We start from the raw sequence: 18062 nt of genomic DNA, 5'->3' as shown, positions 1-18062 counted from the left end.
CCGGGCATTGAATCGATTCAAAAAATATGAGGAGGGATGAACATGAAAGACATTCAAGAAGAAATTGCCGGCATTTTCGCAGATGAACGTGAACGAATTGAAAATATCGAAGCAAATATGAATGAACGTGTAACTACTGCTTACGATCTTGGTTATAACGATGGTTGGAATGCAGCATTTAACACTATCAAAGAAAAATTTGGAGATGGAAGAAGGGAGTAGCTTTTGGAAAATAAATTGAACTTAGTCGAGCTACTAGACTATATCGATCCAGCAACTTTAAATTACCAAGAATGGCTAAATGTGGGCTTCGCTTTAAAACATGAAGGCTACTCGCTCAGTGATTGGGATAGCTGGAGTCAACGCGATATGGCTCGTTATCACGATGGTGAAACAGAAAAGAAGTGGGAGAAATTCAACGGATCTGCTAAACCAGTCACCGGTGCAACGATCACACAGTTGGCCAAAGAAAATGGCTGGAGACCACCATCAAGCGATACGACTAGCTTTGGCTGGAACGATAGCTTTGTTGCATCTGATATCGATCGTGGCTATCAAGTTGTGAATACTGATTACATTTTAGGTGAAGAAGTCAAAGAGCCTAAAAATTGGGATCCAATCAAACAAATCACTGATTACTTCGAAACACTTTTTAGAGCTGATGATATCGTCGGTTTTGTGAACGATGCTTACTTGAGCCAACACGGTGATAAAGAGAAATGGTTGCCAACCCAAGGTGTATACACTTGGACCGCTGGAACGATCATTGAAAAGCTTAAGCAAACAAAAGATATCGGTGCAGTTCTAGGCGATCCAAACGAACAAGCCGGGGCCTGGATCAGATTTAATCCACTTGATGGTAAAGGTGTCAAAAACGAGAACGTCATTGATTTTCGTTATGCTTTGATCGAGTCCGACAACATGGACGTGGCCAAGCAAAACGAGATCCTGCGTAAGCTCGAATTACCGATCGCGACATTGACTTATTCCGGCGGTAAGAGTTTGCACGCAGTAGTCAAAGTGGACGCTGCTAATTATGGTGAGTATCAAGAACGTGTCGACTATCTGTATAAGATCGTTGAGAAAAACGGGCTATTCATTGATAAGCAAAACAAGAACCCTTCACGACTAACTAGATTGCCAGGCTTTGAGCGTGCCGGCAAAAAACAATTTTTAGTGGCCAGAAATATTGGTCAGCAAAGTTGGGACGAGTGGAAAGAATACATCGAAGACATGAACGACAACTTGCCAGAAATGGAAAATATGGCAGATCTCTTTGATGAACCGATCGTGTTAGCGCCGGAACTGATCGAAGGAGTTCTTCGACAAGGTCATAAAATGCTGATCGCTGGGCCGTCAAAAGCTGGTAAATCGTTCTCGCTTATTCAGTTAGCTATTGCGATCGCTGAAGGTTGGGAGTGGTTCGGCTTCAAGTGTCAGCAAGGAAAAGTCTTATATGTGAACCTTGAGCTAGACGAACGATCAGCCAAAAAACGTTTTGCTGACATCTACAAAGAATTAGGACGTGGCCACGATAATGTGGGGAACATCGATGTCTGGAATTTACGTGGTAAGACAAGCCCAATGGACAAGCTAGCACCAAAACTTATCCGGAGAGCGCAAAAATCAGACTACATCGCAGTCATAATCGATCCGATCTATAAAGTGCTGACCGGAGATGAAAACAACGCTCATGACATGTCAGTTTTTGTTAATCAGTTCGACATGATTGCTACAGAACTGCAGTGTTCAGTTATCTATGCTCACCACCATTCAAAAGGTGCTCAAGGTGGCAAAAGTTCTATCGATCGTTCTTCTGGTTCCGGAGTTTTTGCACGAGATCCAGACGCGATCTTAGACTTGATAGAATTGCCGGTCGACGAGAACAGGTACAAGCAACGTGAAAATGATGCAATCTGTAACGTTTACGCAGGAGCAATCAAGGCGTATAACCCTACTTACTCAGATATTGGCCAAGACGATATCTTCAGCAAATCAGAAATGGGTAAACACTTGATGAAAGCTATTCAAGATCCGGAAAAGTTGAAATATATCAACGAGCAAAAAGATCTTGCAGTAACGATGGTAAGACAAGCTACCGCATGGCGTTTAGAAGGGACACTGCGTGAGTTTCCTAAATTTACTCCGGTAAACGCTTGGTTCAAATATCCAATTCACATGCTTGACGAAAGTTTACAAGATATCAATCCAGAAGAAGACGTAAGAGAAAAATGGAAAAAAGGAACTCAGAAGTCAAATCAAGAAAGAGCTGACAAGTCAAAACAAGAAGTGGAGAGTGCGTTTAATGCTTTAAGCATGAACGGTGGCCCTGTAGAAGTTAAACAGATAGCTGATTATCTCGAAATACAAAGAACTGCTGTATACAACAGAGTCAAGAAGATAGATTCTTTTAAAGTCGAAGGTGGGTATTTGATAAAAACTAATGGTTAAATAATAAAATTCTATCGTCATAGCTAAATAGAAATGACAAGTGACAGTTCCGGTCATATCTAAGAAGAAATGACAGTGAATGACAACGCCAAAACCTTGTCACGTCAACTGTCATCGGTGTCATTCATATCTCCCACTAGGGGGATAGATATGAATGGACACGACGAGTGACAAAGTTTGGCTGTGACAAAAATGAAAAGATAAAAAAATAGAGATAAACGAGGTGTGACAAATAATGGAATTTTTTGTGCCAATGAAGGATATCCCAAACACTACGCACCAACAGAAAAAAGTGACTGTCGCGAAGAATGGTAAGCCGATATTTTATGAACCAGCAGAGTTGAAAGCAGCACGAGAAAAGTTGACAGCTCATTTAGCGAAGTTTGTTCCGGAAACGAAATTTAAGAAGTTGGTCATCTTGCAAGTCAAATGGCTATATCCGAATGGTGATCACGAAAACGGAAGCTATAAGACGACTAAGCCAGACTTGGACAACATGATGAAGTTACTTCAAGACTGCATGACTGATCTTGGCTTTTGGGAAGATGATAGGTTGATCGCGGGGTTACATGTTGAAAAGTTTTGGTCTGAAGTACCAGGGATCTATATCAAAATCGAGGGGGCGTAATCATGGACTGGGAAAAGTTTTTTAAAGATGTCATGAATTGGATGAACGCAGCTAACATTATGCTGAAAAATTATCCGATCGATTCGGCCGAATATTGGAAATGGGTGATCGATACGACAGGCAGGATCGAAAAGCGTTACGATGGCCACCCGCTTGTGGTAGGAATCATGGTAGCGATAATCAGATATCAAGATGAGATTGCACAAGATATGATCGCTAAAAAGGAGAGCGAAAATGCTGGTGTTGGTGTATAAGTGGCTAGTGCTGACATTGCTATTCTTGTTACTAGCGCTGTTAGCATTTGCGCATGATAGGAAGTGAGGAAAGAAAATGACAGGAAAGAAACGTAGTCGAAAAAGAGATAAACGTCGACGTCGACAAAAGAAACTAGAAAGATCAAAGGAGAAGAGCAATGAGAAGCGAAACTAATGATTTTATGACGAAAATTGAACAACAAAAACGTCTGGACAAGCTGAAAACAAAATTTGGTGGGGTTGTCCGGAAAGCTTACATGGGTGAAGGGGGACTGGGAAGAAATCTATGCTGATTTCAAGCGTCAATGGAACTTGCTTGAAGTTGAGATCTCTAAACGTGAACAAGATGCTTGTCGTGTGGGTAGGACAAGCGCTTTGATATCGCGTGAACCTGGTTAATGGTGAAAATCATGAAAAAGATTGACGATATGCGTATTATTCACTGGGATTCCAAAGCAAGGAATTGCACAAATGAGCCTTATCATTTTGGAATGACAGTCGGTGAGTACAGAAAACAAGTTGGTGTGAATGTGACGATATCTGATGAGCCGATTGTAAAAAAATCAGAGCAGAAGATCCCATATTACAAAGGTTTGAGCGGTAAGTAAGGAGGACACAAAGCATATTGCATTTGCTCATGATGAAAAATAAAAAAAGTGGTTATTTTTGACGATAGGCAGTAGATTTTAGCATCGAATAATCAAAAAAAGCGCTTTTTTGAATAATATAAATTAGGAGGACTAATGAAATGGAAGAACAAAAATTAGTGCTACAAGATGGCACATACAAATATGACGATCGCACAAGACAAGTGAGCGTGTCAGAAGAACAATCGAAAAAAGCTGGCTATGTGAAGCTAGCTGATGATGAGCAGATCGTCAAGAAAGCCGTGCTGAGCAAGGAAGAGGCAGAGTGGTTTGAGAAATACAAAGACTTGCCGTTCTATGAGCGTACTAGTAGTAATTATTTTATCAGCAAATTGTTTTATAAATTGAGTCGTTTCCGAGGTTGGGAAAAGCGAGCTGACTTTTTTAACCGTTTATCACAAGCCTACTTCACGGGCTACACAATCAAAAAAGAGAAGAAATATTATATCAGACTTAATTTTAATAGAGGTCCCGTATATTTGAATGTTAATAAAAAAACGGGTAATTGGTTTTTTGAAACAAGAAGCGAAACTTCGTCTTATAAAACACAGTTTACACAAGAGAAAATCAATGAGATGCAAAAAGATCCGCGCGCAAAAGGTCTCGATCTCAATGTATTAAAGGTCGAAGTTCCTGAAGATAAACTTGAGGACTAGTAAATGAAAGTGAAAATTATAACAGAGGCGTATATTGGAAAATCAGATGAGCCGTCCTTAGAAGATTTAATCAACGACTTTATCAAAGATAAAGAACTAATTGATATTAAATATCAAATAAGCTCAGTTGGTGGTTTATTAGAAGCATTTCATCAAGTGATAATCATGTATGAAGATAAAAAAGAGACGGCTGATAAGCCAGTCGTTGAAAAGCTTAAAGAAGAAAAAGCTGATCTGGACGAAAAAATCAGAAAGTTAAAAACCTTTCTGAATGATGATGAAAAATTATCAAATATCGGAAAAGATCAAGTGAACTTATTGCGTTGTCAGTTGGAAGCTATGGAGCAATATAGTGATATTTTGTGGGCTCGATTAGACGATTTGGAGGAATGAAGATGAAAATTTTGGATGTATGTTGCGGTAGTCGAATGTTTTGGTATGACAAGCAGGAAGAGCATACGACATACATGGACGTCAGGAAGTATTATGAAGAGCTTCCGTCAGGACATGTTATCGACGTTGATCCAGACGTACAAGCCGACTTCCGCAGCATCCCGTTTGATGATGAAACATTTGATTTAGTGGTGTTTGATCCACCACATCTGATTCATGCAGGCGATCGTAGCTGGCTTGCTAAAAAATACGGAAAGCTTGATAAAGAAAATTGGCCAGAAGATTTGAAACGTGGCTTTGATGAGTGCAGACGAGTGCTTAAACCATCTGGAATTCTACTTTTTAAATGGAACGAAGATCAGATCAAATTCAGGGCTGTGATCACAGCATTTGGTCAGAAACCTATTTTAGGCGATCAGAGGAGTAAAACTAGATGGTCCGTTTTTTTGAAAGGAGATAAAGATGACAGCTAAAGAAAAAATAGTTGAATTGCTAAGCAAGTACAGTTATCCGATGTCAGTGGTTGATGATATTCGGGGACGTGTAGGAGATTTTTATTTATCTGGTAACTCAAGTGATGATAATGATCCATACTTGTGGCAACAAGTACGGTATCTGGAGAATGTCAAAAAGTTTGTTTTGGAGATGAGTGAATGACAGTATTAACAATCATTGTCGCTGGAGCTTTTCTAGCGATCGGGATCTTTATCGGATATGCAATTAACGAATAAGGAGGCAATTAATATGTTTGCCAAGGGAGTGTGGAATGCACTAAATATTTTAGGGTTGGCAGGGTTACTAGTAGCTATCTTGATTAGAATGTCGCAAGGATACTTTATCAATGCTTTGGTATTAGTTGGATTACTAGTGGCTTACTTAGTCAGTGTATGCGTGGTCAAGTTATATGAGATCGTGGATCTAATGAGGACGGAAAAATGAAGTTCATGGAAGCAGTAACTATCTTGAGTAAGGAATATGGTGATGAGCTATCGAATGAACGACTCGAGATGAAGAAATACGTTAAAAAACATCCTGAAGATAAGTTGATCGCAGAGGCTTTTGAAGCGTATATCAAAGTAGTTGGTATGCCTAAAAAAGGTGAAAAGAAAATGGACTGGAGCGTTCATGGTGGAAAAAGTCATGCTCCTAGAGGAAAAAGGAAAGATCGCTATTTCAAAAAGTGGTATCTATTCGATACTCAAACGGGCGAAAAACACGAATTTGAGATAGCACAAGAAGTGGCTAACTTTGTGGGGTGTGGTGTTACAACTGTCATTATTGCTAGAAAGAAAAAGACAATGCTTAAAAAGCGTTACAAAGTGATCGCAGTCAAATAAAAAACGACCGCAGCTAATGCAGTCGCTCTCCAAACAAATATCTACTACAAATTATAACATAGGAGGGCGGACGAATGGACTTGATCGATTTGATACCAAATCTTGACGAGGTCGCGACTGCTGAAAAAGTCAAAAAATTTTTTGATAAGGATCTTGAAAGGCTGTTGCGGTTGGCGGATGAACAGCGCAGCTTCTTCCGCTCTGTTAATATGGACGGTATGCCAAAAGCGCCGAGCTCTGGAAATGGCCAAGAAAATATGGTCGTCAAATATGTTAGTAGCGAGTCAGCAAAGGCTAAGTCTATTTTAGAAGATGTGAGCGTCGCTTTGAATCACTGTAGCAACACTTATCAGTTGATACTTTACTATCGCTATATTAAAGGCTTAGCAGACTGGCAAGTAGCTCAGAAAGTGCAATATAGTACTGCTCGATACTATCAGTTAAAGATAGCCGCATGTATAGAGTTTGCTGAAAGATTATGTGTTCAAAGAAACAAGATAGATCTAAGAGTGAAAACTATATGATTGGTAGAGCGCTGTCATACTATTAGTAGAGCGCAGTAAGAGCACAAACGGGTTATTATGATAGTGTCCCGAAACGGGATAGAAACTTCTTTCTTTTAGGTAATCTTAATTGCATTCTGACGTGTCGTTGCGTCATTAAATAAGTACGACGTGTGGGCGCGATAAGTCCTTGCCACGTAAAACGCCGAGTGTGGCAAAATGGCCCGGTATTGAAGAGTAGCGTAATGCTAGCCGGTTCGAGTCCGGCCCGGGTCTTTATTTTTAGAGTATTATAAAGTCAGCTTAACCGCTGGCTTTTTTGTTTTACTTAAAAATCGGAGGTGGGTGATATGAAGTGAGTCGCATTGAAGATGCTGAAAAAGACTACTTGTCTGGGATGAAGTATAAGGACATCGCCGAAAAATATGGCGTGTCACTCAACACTGTCAAATCTTGGAAAAGTCGCAATGGCTGGCAAAGGGATGCAACCAAGAAAAAGGGTGCACACAAAAAAGAAAAAAGGGTGCACACAAAAAAGAGCAAAGTTGCACAGGCAAGAAGTCCAGATGTGATCGATGAGCTAGTTGAAAATGATGAGCTAAAAGACCGTCAGAAAGCCTTTTGTCTGTATTATTTGCAACGATACAATGCTACTTGGGCGTATCAAAAAGCGTATGGTGTTGGCTATAACACAGCAAGCGTTGAGGGGCATAAAACCCTAAGAAACCCTAAGATAAAAAAGCAACTCACAGAGTTAAAAAAACAGCAGTCTGCGGAACTTTATGCAACGGCTAATGATATTATGCTTGGATACCTTAAACAAGCTCACAGCGACGTTACAGACGCTTTAGAATTTAAGACGGTCAAACGACTTTCATGGAATAAGATACCTGACGACACCGGTCCATACGAAGATGCTAACGGTCACTATCGTTTAGATCCTAAAATCGACCCAGAAACAGGAGAGCAAGCTTTTTACTATGAAAATCTAGTCTTACTTAAAGATAGCAGTAAGATCGATACGTCTAATATCAAGAGTATTCGTATCGATAAAGGTGAAGCTGTTGTTGAAATGTACGACAAACAAAAAGCGATGAAAGAGTTGCTTGAACGCTTGCCTGAGCCTGATAACTCAATCGTTGATGATGATGGCTTTATTAAGGCTATCGAACAAGCTATACCAAGCGTTTGGGCTAACGCTGAAGTAGAAGGGATGGAGGATGAAAATAATGGCGAAGACAAACACGCTAACTAAGTCATCCTTTCAATTTACGACCTTTTCACAGAAGCAACTGATGGTCTTAACGTGGTGGAAAGTGCCAGCTTTAAAAAATAAAGTTGCACTTGTCTGTGACGGTTCTGTTCGTGCTGGCAAGACAGTCGTCATGTCGTTGTCGTATGTTTTGTGGGCTATGAACAACTTTAATGGTAAACAGTTCATCGTTGCTGGTAAAACGATTGGTTCACTACGACGTAACGTTATTAGACCGCTGAAGTTAATGCTTCAAGGACGTGGCTACTCTGTAAAAGATAGTCGTTCAGAAAACATGCTTGTTATCCGAAAAGGTAACAAGGAAAACTTTTTCTTTCTGTTCGGTGGTAAAGACGAAGGATCGCAAGACCTTGTTCAAGGGTTAACTGCTGCTGGTGCATTCTTTGATGAAGTTGCACTTATGCCACAAAGTTTTGTTAATCAGGCAATATCACGTTGTTCCGTTGAAGGATCTAAGTTCTGGTTCAACTGTAATCCGGCTGGGCCATATCATTATTTCAAACTGGAGTGGATAGATAAACTGACTGAAAAGAATGCGATCCGCATACATTTCACGATGAAAGACAATCCATCCCTGTCAAAAGAAATAATCGATCGTTACGAGCGTATGTTCGATGGCGTGTTCTATCAACGCTACATTTTAGGCCTTTGGGTCATGTCTGAAGGTGTTATCTATGACAACTTTGATAAAGACAGCATGGTGGTCCACGACTTGCCAGAGCATTTTGAGAAATACTATGTTTCATGCGATTACGGTACGCAAAACCCAACAGTGTTCCTGTTGTGGGGGCGCAGTCAAGGGACATGGTATTTGATTAAAGAATATTATTATTCTGGTCGTACTAATTCTAGACAGAAAACTGATGATCAATATTGCCAAGAACTTAAAAAGTTCCTTGGTGATATCAAAGCAAAGATCATCATTGATCCGTCCGCAGCTTCTTTTATTGCTGTATTGCGAGAAAATGGCTTTAAGGTCAAGAAAGCTAAAAATGATGTTGTTGATGGTATTCGTGTTACTCAGAGCGCAATGAATGAAGGCAAGATCTTATTTAGTGACACTTGCTCAAATCTATTTAAAGAGTTGGCAAGTTATATTTGGGATGAAAAAGCAGCCCAGCATGGTGAAGATAGGCCAGTCAAAGAGCATGATCACGCTTGTGATGCTATGCGTTATTTTGTTTATATGGTGATCCACAAAAACTTTACCGCAAAAATTACGAAACGGCCCAATATCCGAGGCTTATAGATAGAAAGAAGGTGCTTAATTGGCTATTTCGATTGATAAAAGTCTTTTGGGAGACGTAAATGAACCAAACATTAAAGCTATCAATTATGCGATCAGAGAGCTTTTAAAACGGCAAAAGCGTTTGAATAAATTAGCTGATTATTATAACGGTAAGCAAGATGTCAATGATCACAAATTTGATAATTCTAAGGTGAAGTCAGCAAATATTATGATCAACCATGCTAAATATATCACTGATATGAATGTTGGCTTTATGACAGGCAATCCCGTTAAGTATACTGCTGATAAGGATAAAAGCATTGATGATGTACTTGATGTATTGAAGAATGCAGACATTCACAAGCACGATATCGAGTTAGAAAAGGATCTATCCGTTTTTGGCTACGGCTATGAATTGCTGTATCTCAAAGCGACTGATCCAGAAATAACACTGGACGAAGCGGGTAACGAAAAAGAAACGCCGAACACAGAACTAAAAATTGAAGTCATTGATCCACGTGCTGCAATCGTCGTTACTGATGATACAGTTGAGCATGATCCGTTATTTGCGGTCTTTGTGCAACCAAAGAGAGATCTTGATGGTCGCATTGACGGTTATAGCGTGACTGTATACATGCCAAAACGTGTTGTCGAGTTTAGAACCAAAATGACGATGGAGTTATCCGGGGATGATGATATTGTTTATGACGGTGAGAATTTGTTTAATACCGTGCCACTAATTGAATATCGTAATAACGAAGAACGTCAAGGTGATTTTGAACAGCTTATTTCGTTGATCGATGCGTATAACTTATTGCAGACCGATCGCATTTCAGACAAAGAAGCCTTTGTTGATGCGATCCTGGTAACCTTTGGTTTCGGATTAGCAGAAGATGATGACGATCTGAAAGCTTTGAAGAATGGTGTTTTGAATGCTCCATCCCGTGAAGACGGTGCAGACATCAGCTGGCTAACTAAGTCGTTTGATGAAACTCAGGTCAACTTGCTTAGTCAATCGATCGAGAACGATATCCATAAAATCTCATATGTTCCAAATATGAATGATGAGAAGTTCATGGGTAATGTTTCAGGTGAAGCGATGAAGTTCAAACTTTTTGGCTTAGAAAATCTGTTGTCGATCAAAAAGCGATATTTCTTTGATGGCTTGCGTCGCAGATTGAACATGGTTCAAACGATCGTGAATATCAAAGGCGCCAACAATGATGTTAGTGGCTGTGATATTGATCTTGCACCTAATATCCCAGTCAACTTATCTGATGTGGTAAACAATATCAGAAACGCTGATGGTATTATTCCACGTAAGATCACTTACGGCTGGTTGCCCCAAGTTGATGACCCACAAGAGATTATCGAAGAAATGGATCAACAAGATGCTGACAACATCAAGAAAAACCAGCAAGCGTTGCAACAGCAAGATCCTGACAGATTAGAATTGGAGGATAGTGAAGATGATCAAGATGAAGATGACAAACAAGAACGATCAAACAACGATCGTGGCTAGTGGTCATGCTGGATATAGCGCACATGGCTATGACATCGTTTGTGCGTCATTTTCTACATTACTGACACACACTATCAACAATTGCACTAACGTTGCTGTGAGCGATGAAAATGGCGTGCTGACAGCTGTGTTTAATGACGTTGAAGCTATCCAAAATAAGACGTTGTTAGACGCGTTTAGAAACACTGTTACGCAACTAGCTGGGCAATACAGCGACTACATTAGTATCACGAGTTAGGTGAGCTTATGAAAGTCAATAAAGATCAGTTCAATTATTGGCAACTGCGAGATCTGCAAGCTGAACAAGAAAATCAAGACGAAGCTACAGACAAGCTAAAAATTATCAATAGCGCATATCAACAAGCGCAGACGTATTTAAGCGACGAGGTCAAAAAGATCTATCGTCGCTATTTTTATGCAGACATTTCAGCTGATGAAGTCGAAAGTATTATGTCATCGCATATATCGCCGTCTGAATTAGTAACATTGCAAGCACTCTCTAGCAATATCACCGACAAAGAAAGCAAAAAAGCTGTCGATGATTATCTGAATAGATTAGCTGCTAAAAGTCGTATTACACGCTTAGAAGAAATGCAACTCAAAGCGTACGTTGCTGCTAAAAGCGCTGGCGCTGTCGAGCTAGATCAAAACGTTAAGTTGCATACTGATGTGATAAATCGTGCGTGGAAACAAGCTGAAAAACAAAGCGCTGTTTATAATCAAGCAAAAGATTACAAACTTAGCAATCGCAATGCCAAACCAGTCTTAGAACAGAAAAGCAACAAAGTCGTTATCAAAGACCCTGACACTGGCAAAGAACTTGCTAGCGTATCTATGAAAGCTGATGAAGCTAAAACAAAGCTCACAAAAATGCCAAATAAATACGTTGAGCGTGCTTTGAATAGTCGTTGGAATGGTAGCAACTTTTCATCACGTATTTGGGATAACACTGATAAGCTTGCTGATCGCTTGAAAGAGCTGTTTACAGTCAAAGAGCTTAGCAATATGCCAGAACGCGAGATGATCAAACAGATCGACCAAGAATTTAACGTTGGTAAGTTCAATGCTAGTCGCCTGATCAGAACAGAAGTCAATTACTTTTATTCTAAGACTAAGCTTGACAATTGGAAGCGTCGAGGCGTCAAACAGTATCAGTTGATAGCTATCTTGGATAGTCGGACAAGTAAGATCTGTCGCAGTATCAACAAGAAGATATTCAATGTTAGTGATGCGGTTTTCGGTAAGAATATGCCACCATTACACCCTTTTTGTCGAACAGTAGCGGTTATTTACTTAGGTGCTAAACGACTTAAGAATGTTACCGGTCCAGAATTTAAATTTAGAGATATTCCTATCCATTTGGAGAAAGATAAGTTCAAAAAATCAGATATAGAAAAAATTTATAAACGTCTTAAATTTGTATTTGAAAGTTACCAAAAAGAAACAGGTATCGATATTCAAAAGGAAATGCAGAACCCAACCTTTATCGATAAGGATAATCCTTATAATGACGAAAAAAGTAAGTTCGTTCGATACTTATTAGAGAAAACTGGATATACTGATTATCCCAGAAAAGTTGAGACCGTTGAAAAAAGTGATAGATTTTATCGTGGAGTTAGGGATACCCCTACTAAATCGGCACAAGAATTTCTTGATCAAATCAATACAGGTGATATGCCAATCTCTGGTGCTGGAAATTCAAGTAAAGGCCGCGGATTATACATTAGCGATTTGGAATTTAAAGCAAGAATGCATGTTAACAAAGGTGCCAGCGGAAAGATAGGAATTTGGGGGTTAGATAAAAAGAGTAGAATTTTAGACTTTGATAATTGTTATATGCCGGTAGCATACCATGAGATAAATTTATCGGTGCCAGATGCTGTAAAAACTACTGAAAGTAATCTTGATATATTAGCGTTAGTGTGTGGCTATGATATCATTAGGTGGAAAAGCACAATTAACGTATTGAATAGAGGTAAGATGCTATGGCCAAAATATATAAAATAAACAGCGTTACTTTTGAATATGCTTATATGGAAATTTCTGGCAAAACCCCCGGTTATTATAGTACCGAAGATCTTTATTACATTAGAGATTTTTGGTTTGGTTGGGAAGGTACTATCAAAAATGATGGATATATCGAAATAGATGATGTAAATCGTTTGATCTGCGAGCGACTTATTAAAGAAGAAGCAGAAAAGATAAAGCGAGCAATTACATCAGATATGAAGGTTATTGAGCTACCTAAAGGAACAGAAGTACCAACATATAAAAATCCGTACAAAAAACTTGATGTTTATTGACCTAGGTAAGTCGTAAAACTGCCCAAAATTAAATACGTGTGTGGGTCTGTTGTCTCACTTTTGAAAGTCGCTGTGTAGAAATATGGGGCGACTTTTTTCGTGCAGACAAAAAAACAGATGTACATGGGTAGAAAGGACAACCGTATGGAAAAAGAATTATTGTTTTTAGATCTGCAACGTTTTGCAGAGGGTGAACAAGGTGACGGAAGTGACGGTGCAAACGCACAAGAAAGCGTTGAAGGTGCAGAGTCTAAAACAGAGCCTTTTAAAACCTTTGAGACAGAGTCAGAAATGGACTCATTCTTTGATAAAAAGCTTAGCAAAGCCTTAGAAACAGCTCGCTCTAATTGGCAAAAAGAACAAGAAGAACAAGCTAAGACGGCTAAAGAACGTAAGAATATGACCGAAGAACAAAAGCGTGAGTATGATTTCAAGCAACGTGAGCAAGCACTTAGCGATCGTGAAGCTGAGATCACAAAACGCGAGAATAAAAGCAAATTGGCAAATCAGTTGATCCAAGACGGTTTGCCAGCTGGTTTGGTCGATGTCTTCGGGGATGTACTTGCTGATGAAGATGCTATGAATGCTAGTTATCAAAAAGTGAGTGAAGTTTTTAGAAGCGCGGTACATGATGCAGTTGAAAATCGCTTAGCTCAAAGCGCGCGCACTCCTAAAAGCACGCAAGGCAACTCAACACCTAAATCTGTTGGTGAGGTATACGCTGAAAAAGCTAATAACTCTAACGGATCTAAGAACGATTTTTGGAAATAGGAAAGGAGAAAAAATCTAATGTATACTCAATTTCAAAGCGGAAAGCAATTGAACTTCTTAGCTTCTGAAAAGTTCACAGCTTTTCCGGAAACGATCAACAGCACCAATTACAACGTTCAAACTGATGATCAAGGTCGTAAATATGTACCAGCTGGAACAATTTACCCAACAAACGATGCTAAGGCAATCGGAATCACAGTGAATGACGTATATGTGCCAAGTGATGGATCTAATCAAATGGTAGCAGTTATGCGCGAAGGCTGGGTCTTGAGCAAACGTTTGAAACCAACACCATCAGCAGAAGCGATCAAAGCAATGACTGCGATCCACTTTAAAGATTTAGAAACTTCTGGAACTGTAAGTTCTGATTAATTATAGAGTTAGGAGAAGATAGTAGATGAAAAAGGAAATGATCAAATTAGATTTACAACGATTTGCAACACCGATCCTTGACATGTTTGATCAAAAGACGGTCGTTGATTATACCCGTAATCGCAAATATCGGGATCTTTTAGGCGATACATTATTCCCAGCTACAAAAGTTCCAACGCTAGAAGTTGACATTTTGAAAGCTGGTAGTCGAGTACCGACGATCGCTAACATCTCTGCTTTTGATACTGAAGCTGAGATCGGTAGCCGAGATGCTGCAAAAATGACTGCTGAACTTGCGTATGTGAAGCGCAAGATGCAGATCACTGAAGAAATGCTCATCAAATTACGTTATCCACGCAATACTGCCGAAGAAAATTACTTAAAGCAATATGTCTTTGATGACATTGACGCAATGGTTCAAGCAGTGCTTGCTCGTGGTGAACAAATGACAATGGAAATGTTTGCTACTGGTAAGATCACTGATGAAAAGAACGGTATTGCTATCGATTATAAAGTACCAGAAGAGCATCAAAAAGAATTGTCCGGTAAAGCTCTTTGGGGAAGTGATAGTGCTTCTATCATCGATAATTTGCAAGATTGGTCTGATACGTTAGATATCACACCAACACGGGCATTGACGTCTAAGAAAGTTTTACGTACTTTGATGCGTAGTACTGAGATCAAAGAAGCTATCTTTGGAAAAGATACTGGCCGTGTTGTTGGTCAAGCTGATCTCGACCAATGGATGACTGCCCAAGGTTTGCCAGTGATTCGAGCTTATGATGGTAAATATCGTGTTGAAGGTGAAGATGGCAAGATGACAACAAAACATTATTTCCCAGAAGATCGCATCGTATTATTCAATGATGAAGTTCCTGGCGAAAAAATTTACGGCCCAACACCAGAAGAAAATCGTATGCTTTCAAGCAATGCCCAAGTTTCTGCAGTGGGTAATGTTATGGCCAAAGTTTACGAGACAGGCGAAGATCCAATCGGAACTTGGGTATTAGCAGCCGCAACGATGCTTCCATCATTTGCGAGTGCCGATGATGTTTTCCAAGCTAAAGTTCTTTAATTTTGGAGGGATTAAATGTGGATCAACAAGTACTTGAAATGGCTACCGCCTTAGGTGCGAGACTAAAAAGTAGTGACGATGTTTTGATGAGCGATTTGATCCAAGAAGCGATCGCGCAAGTTCTTGATTATACTGGTCAAAAGAAATTAGTTGGCAATCTTGATGTTTATGCTAAACGTTTGGCGATCGTTAATTATAACCGTTTAGGCTTAGAAGGTGAAACGCAACGAGTCGAAGGTGGTGTGACTAACTATCTTGAAACGGGTATTCCTAAAGATATTCGCCAAGGGTTGAATCAATATCGGATCGCCAAGGTGACGAAGTTATGAGATTAAAAGAAAGCGACTTAACGACGGTTTATCTAAAAGAGCCTGTAAATACACAAGATGACGAAGGCTACAGCATCAAAAGGTGGGGCAATCCTAAAAAAATTAGGATGAATGTTCAATCTGCAGGCGGAACAGTCAATGCTCAACTTTATGGCAGAGATATCAAATACATCAAATCTTGCAAATATCAAGGCACAGAACTTAGTGAAAGTCATGGTGAAGGTTTTGGCATTTGTTTATACGTTGATAAAGACGAAGATCCTGACTACAAGATCACAGCGATCCAAGAATTTTCTACGCACAAGAATATTACGCTAGAGCGCATTAAAAGGGATGATAGTCATGATTGATGTTGAGATTCATGGTTTAGATGAACTCGAAGCAAAGTTAAACAAATTGCCTAGTGTTTTAGCTGAAGGCGCAATGAATGGGCAAGAAGATGCGATCGAACAAGCCGAAGCATATGCTGTTGATGAATTGCAATCAAGCATCAAATATTCGCAAGGAGAGCTTGCTAGAAGCTTTAAACACGAAGTTAAACAAGATGGTGATGAGGTTATCGCACGTTGGTGGAACTCGTCTATGGTGGCTATTTTTCGTGAATTTGGGACTGGTAAAGTCGGGGAGAATTCGCCTAAAAAATTACCGTCTAACATTGCGATCGCATATCGACAAACGCCGTGGTATATCCCTGCAGAAGAAGTTGATATTGATCTAAATAAGATCTATGGTATTCCAAAGATCAAGATCAAGGGCAAATACTTCTATCGAACAACAGGACAGCCAGCACGTCAATTTATGACACCAGCAATGGATAAGTTGGCTAAAGAAGCGCCTAACATCATCAAAACACGTGTAGAACAAGAATTTAGAGATAAGCTAGGTGATTAGATGGAGATTTATAATGTCAAAGCGCTAGTTTTTAAGACTTTGAAGGCTATGCCAGAATTAAAAACAGTCTCGCCAAATTATCCCGATAGCTTTACAAAGTTTCCAACTGCGATTTATAAAACATCTCAATCATCGTATATCCGGGATAGCAAACAACAAGAGACTGATACTGAATGGCAGATCACTATTGATCTGTACAGTGATCAAGGATCGCTAACAAAAATAAAAGACGAGCTCATTGCTAAGTTTTCAGCGATGGGCTTTTCTAATAGCGTTGGTGATCAAGATTTGAATGGAATAACTCGAGTGCTGATCGTATTCAACGGTATCGTTGATAATACAAGTGGTCGAGTTTATCAGAAAGGATGAAGAAAATGAAAAACGTAAAACTTTATAGCGATACATTAGCGTTAGACCTGCAACGCTTTGCAATCGACAATACAGAAGGTCTTGTAGGTACTGGCACTAAACTGGAACGTTCTTCTGATGGTACAACATGGGAAGAATTTGCCGACATTAAAACGATCCCTGAATTAGGTGGGGACACTGAAAAAGTTGACGTTACGACTTTAGCCGATGATCGGCGTAAGCAAGTTGAAGGTATTCAAAACGCATCTAACGTACAATTCCAAGTAGTTTATAAGGGGCCAAGCTTCGCAAAAGCGTTGGCTGAAGCTGGTGATCGTAAGCAATATCAATGGAAAGTTACTTATCCAGATGGCATGACAGTAACAATGCGCGGTTCGTACAACATCAAATTTGCATCTGTTGCGGTCAACGGCGCTTTGGGGTATACGATCACGATTACTGTTTCTGACGGGCCACATTTTAAAGCAGCGACAGCAACAGTATCATCTGACTAATAATACTTTGATAGGTGTAGGTTCGAGTCCTGCATCTATTTTTATTAAATAAATATATATAAGGAGTTTTGCATATGGCAACATCAATTAAAAAAGCAACTAAGAAAATGGAATTTGGAGATCTTGAATTAAGTTTGCGTCTAGGTGGACGTGAGATCTTTAACGCTGAAAAACGTTTAGGAAAGTCAATGCTTTCCCTTTTCATGGATAGTCAAGGCGGGAATAAACTACCACCTGTTAATGAAATCTTGATCGTGTTACAAAGCGCAAATCAAACAGCTGGTGTGACTGATGCTAAGATCGTCAAAGCTTTTGAAAAGTATTTAGATCAAGGGCATACGACGATGGAACTGTTTAATGATTTGATGGAATTACTAGAGTTATCTGGTTTTTTCGGGAAGAAGGACAAGAATACGAAGACCGATTCGGAATCGGTATCTCTCGAAGCGGAAGAACCAGCAGAGGACTCACTTCTGTAGAAAATGAGCAGACAGGTTTTACAACCGTCTCACAATTTTTTGAAGAATTATATCCGATCGCAGTCGAATCTGGCATTGATGCTGGCC

Annotated in this window: 28 protein-coding genes; all 28 read left to right on the top strand. The window is 39.6% G+C overall.

Annotated features, from left to right (window positions below):
- Positions 1-42: 42 nt before the first annotated feature.
- The 28 genes from LMU01S_RS03200 (at position 43) to LMU01S_RS03070 (ending at position 17975) form a co-directional block, all read left to right on the top strand.
- Positions 43-222, top strand: a complete 180-nt coding sequence (locus LMU01S_RS03200) for a hypothetical protein (RefSeq protein ID WP_004047473.1) — start codon at positions 43-45, stop codon at positions 220-222.
- Positions 223-225: 3 nt separating this feature from the next.
- Positions 226-2451: an AAA family ATPase gene (locus LMU01S_RS03195; RefSeq protein WP_056959563.1), complete on the top strand. Its 2226-nt coding sequence runs from the start codon at positions 226-228 to the stop codon at positions 2449-2451.
- Positions 2452-2686: 235 nt separating this feature from the next.
- Positions 2687-3079 carry a RusA family crossover junction endodeoxyribonuclease gene (locus tag LMU01S_RS03190; RefSeq protein WP_082613088.1) on the top strand — a complete coding sequence of 131 codons (393 nt, stop codon included), beginning with the start codon at positions 2687-2689 and terminating at the stop codon, positions 3077-3079.
- 2 nt (positions 3080-3081) lie between these two features.
- Positions 3082-3333 carry a hypothetical protein gene (locus tag LMU01S_RS03185; protein WP_056959567.1) on the top strand — a complete coding sequence of 84 codons (252 nt, stop codon included), beginning with the start codon at positions 3082-3084 and terminating at the stop codon, positions 3331-3333.
- A 261-nt stretch (positions 3334-3594) separates the two neighbouring features.
- Entirely contained in the window at positions 3595-3732 is a 138-nt protein-coding gene (locus LMU01S_RS10425) for a hypothetical protein (protein WP_156470376.1), read from the top strand.
- An 11-nt stretch (positions 3733-3743) separates the two neighbouring features.
- Positions 3744-3941, top strand: a complete 198-nt coding sequence (locus LMU01S_RS03180) for a hypothetical protein (RefSeq protein ID WP_156470375.1) — start codon at positions 3744-3746, stop codon at positions 3939-3941.
- 140 nt (positions 3942-4081) lie between these two features.
- Complete coding sequence (locus tag LMU01S_RS03175; protein WP_056959570.1) at positions 4082-4636, top strand: DUF1642 domain-containing protein; 555 nt, start codon at positions 4082-4084, stop codon at positions 4634-4636.
- A 3-nt stretch (positions 4637-4639) separates the two neighbouring features.
- On the top strand, positions 4640-5029 hold the full coding sequence (locus LMU01S_RS03170) for a crAss001_48 related protein (protein WP_056959571.1): 390 nt from the start codon (positions 4640-4642) through the stop codon (positions 5027-5029).
- 2 nt (positions 5030-5031) lie between these two features.
- Positions 5032-5502, top strand: a complete 471-nt coding sequence (locus LMU01S_RS03165; protein ID WP_056959573.1) for a class I SAM-dependent methyltransferase — start codon at positions 5032-5034, stop codon at positions 5500-5502.
- Positions 5492-5686: a DUF6877 family protein gene (locus LMU01S_RS03160; RefSeq protein ID WP_056959575.1), complete on the top strand. Its 195-nt coding sequence runs from the start codon at positions 5492-5494 to the stop codon at positions 5684-5686. Before LMU01S_RS03165 ends, LMU01S_RS03160 begins: the two co-directional genes overlap by 11 nt.
- Before the next feature lie 87 nt (positions 5687-5773).
- On the top strand, positions 5774-5968 hold the full coding sequence (locus LMU01S_RS03155; protein WP_056959577.1) for a hypothetical protein: 195 nt from the start codon (positions 5774-5776) through the stop codon (positions 5966-5968).
- Positions 5965-6366, top strand: a complete 402-nt coding sequence (locus tag LMU01S_RS03150; protein ID WP_056959579.1) for a hypothetical protein — start codon at positions 5965-5967, stop codon at positions 6364-6366. Before LMU01S_RS03155 ends, LMU01S_RS03150 begins: the two co-directional genes overlap by 4 nt.
- A 74-nt stretch (positions 6367-6440) precedes the next feature.
- Complete coding sequence (locus tag LMU01S_RS03145) at positions 6441-6890, top strand: ArpU family phage packaging/lysis transcriptional regulator (RefSeq protein ID WP_056959580.1); 450 nt, start codon at positions 6441-6443, stop codon at positions 6888-6890.
- 334 nt (positions 6891-7224) lie between these two features.
- Positions 7225-8124 carry a terminase small subunit gene (locus LMU01S_RS03140; RefSeq protein WP_056959582.1) on the top strand — a complete coding sequence of 300 codons (900 nt, stop codon included), beginning with the start codon at positions 7225-7227 and terminating at the stop codon, positions 8122-8124.
- On the top strand, positions 8090-9391 hold the full coding sequence (locus LMU01S_RS03135; RefSeq protein WP_056959584.1) for a PBSX family phage terminase large subunit: 1302 nt from the start codon (positions 8090-8092) through the stop codon (positions 9389-9391). The genes LMU01S_RS03140 and LMU01S_RS03135 overlap by 35 nt, the downstream gene beginning before the upstream one ends.
- 19 nt (positions 9392-9410) lie before the next feature.
- On the top strand, positions 9411-10892 hold the full coding sequence (locus LMU01S_RS03130; RefSeq protein WP_056959586.1) for a phage portal protein: 1482 nt from the start codon (positions 9411-9413) through the stop codon (positions 10890-10892).
- Positions 10840-11130, top strand: coding sequence for a ribosomal-processing cysteine protease Prp (locus LMU01S_RS03125; protein WP_056959588.1), 291 nt, complete (start codon positions 10840-10842; stop codon positions 11128-11130). Before LMU01S_RS03130 ends, LMU01S_RS03125 begins: the two co-directional genes overlap by 53 nt.
- Before the next feature lie 8 nt (positions 11131-11138).
- Positions 11139-12899 (top strand): minor capsid protein, encoded by a 1761-nt coding sequence (locus LMU01S_RS10235; protein WP_082613089.1) that lies wholly within the window; start codon positions 11139-11141, stop codon positions 12897-12899.
- Complete coding sequence (locus LMU01S_RS03115) at positions 12878-13195, top strand: hypothetical protein (protein ID WP_056959590.1); 318 nt, start codon at positions 12878-12880, stop codon at positions 13193-13195. The genes LMU01S_RS10235 and LMU01S_RS03115 overlap by 22 nt, the downstream gene beginning before the upstream one ends.
- 144 nt (positions 13196-13339) lie before the next feature.
- The gene (locus LMU01S_RS03110; RefSeq protein ID WP_056959591.1) at positions 13340-13966 is read left to right on the top strand and encodes a DUF4355 domain-containing protein; all 627 of its coding nucleotides are present in this window, start codon (positions 13340-13342) and stop codon (positions 13964-13966) included.
- A gap of 18 nt (positions 13967-13984) precedes the next feature.
- On the top strand, positions 13985-14338 hold the full coding sequence (locus LMU01S_RS03105; protein ID WP_056959593.1) for a hypothetical protein: 354 nt from the start codon (positions 13985-13987) through the stop codon (positions 14336-14338).
- 25 nt (positions 14339-14363) lie between these two features.
- The gene (locus LMU01S_RS03100; RefSeq protein WP_056959595.1) at positions 14364-15413 is read left to right on the top strand and encodes a major capsid protein; all 1050 of its coding nucleotides are present in this window, start codon (positions 14364-14366) and stop codon (positions 15411-15413) included.
- 17 nt (positions 15414-15430) lie between these two features.
- A complete protein-coding gene (locus LMU01S_RS03095; protein ID WP_225354594.1) occupies positions 15431-15742 on the top strand; it encodes a phage head-tail connector protein in 312 nt (103 codons plus the stop codon).
- Entirely contained in the window at positions 15739-16092 is a 354-nt protein-coding gene (locus LMU01S_RS03090) for a hypothetical protein (protein ID WP_056959597.1), read from the top strand. The genes LMU01S_RS03095 and LMU01S_RS03090 overlap by 4 nt, the downstream gene beginning before the upstream one ends.
- Positions 16085-16633 (top strand): HK97-gp10 family putative phage morphogenesis protein, encoded by a 549-nt coding sequence (locus tag LMU01S_RS03085; protein ID WP_056959599.1) that lies wholly within the window; start codon positions 16085-16087, stop codon positions 16631-16633. The genes LMU01S_RS03090 and LMU01S_RS03085 overlap by 8 nt, the downstream gene beginning before the upstream one ends.
- On the top strand, positions 16634-17002 hold the full coding sequence (locus LMU01S_RS03080) for a hypothetical protein (RefSeq protein WP_056959601.1): 369 nt from the start codon (positions 16634-16636) through the stop codon (positions 17000-17002).
- A gap of 5 nt (positions 17003-17007) precedes the next feature.
- Positions 17008-17496 (top strand): phage tail tube protein, encoded by a 489-nt coding sequence (locus LMU01S_RS03075; protein WP_056959602.1) that lies wholly within the window; start codon positions 17008-17010, stop codon positions 17494-17496.
- A 74-nt stretch (positions 17497-17570) separates the two neighbouring features.
- The gene (locus LMU01S_RS03070) at positions 17571-17975 is read left to right on the top strand and encodes a DUF6096 family protein (protein WP_056959603.1); all 405 of its coding nucleotides are present in this window, start codon (positions 17571-17573) and stop codon (positions 17973-17975) included.
- Positions 17976-18062 lie beyond the last annotated feature (87 nt).

The organism is Ligilactobacillus murinus DSM 20452 = NBRC 14221, from assembly GCF_001591685.1.
Taxonomy (GTDB): domain Bacteria; phylum Bacillota; class Bacilli; order Lactobacillales; family Lactobacillaceae; genus Ligilactobacillus; species Ligilactobacillus murinus.
The sequence above is the reverse complement of the archived record's forward strand: the minus strand, read 5'-3'. Positions and strand labels throughout refer to the sequence as shown.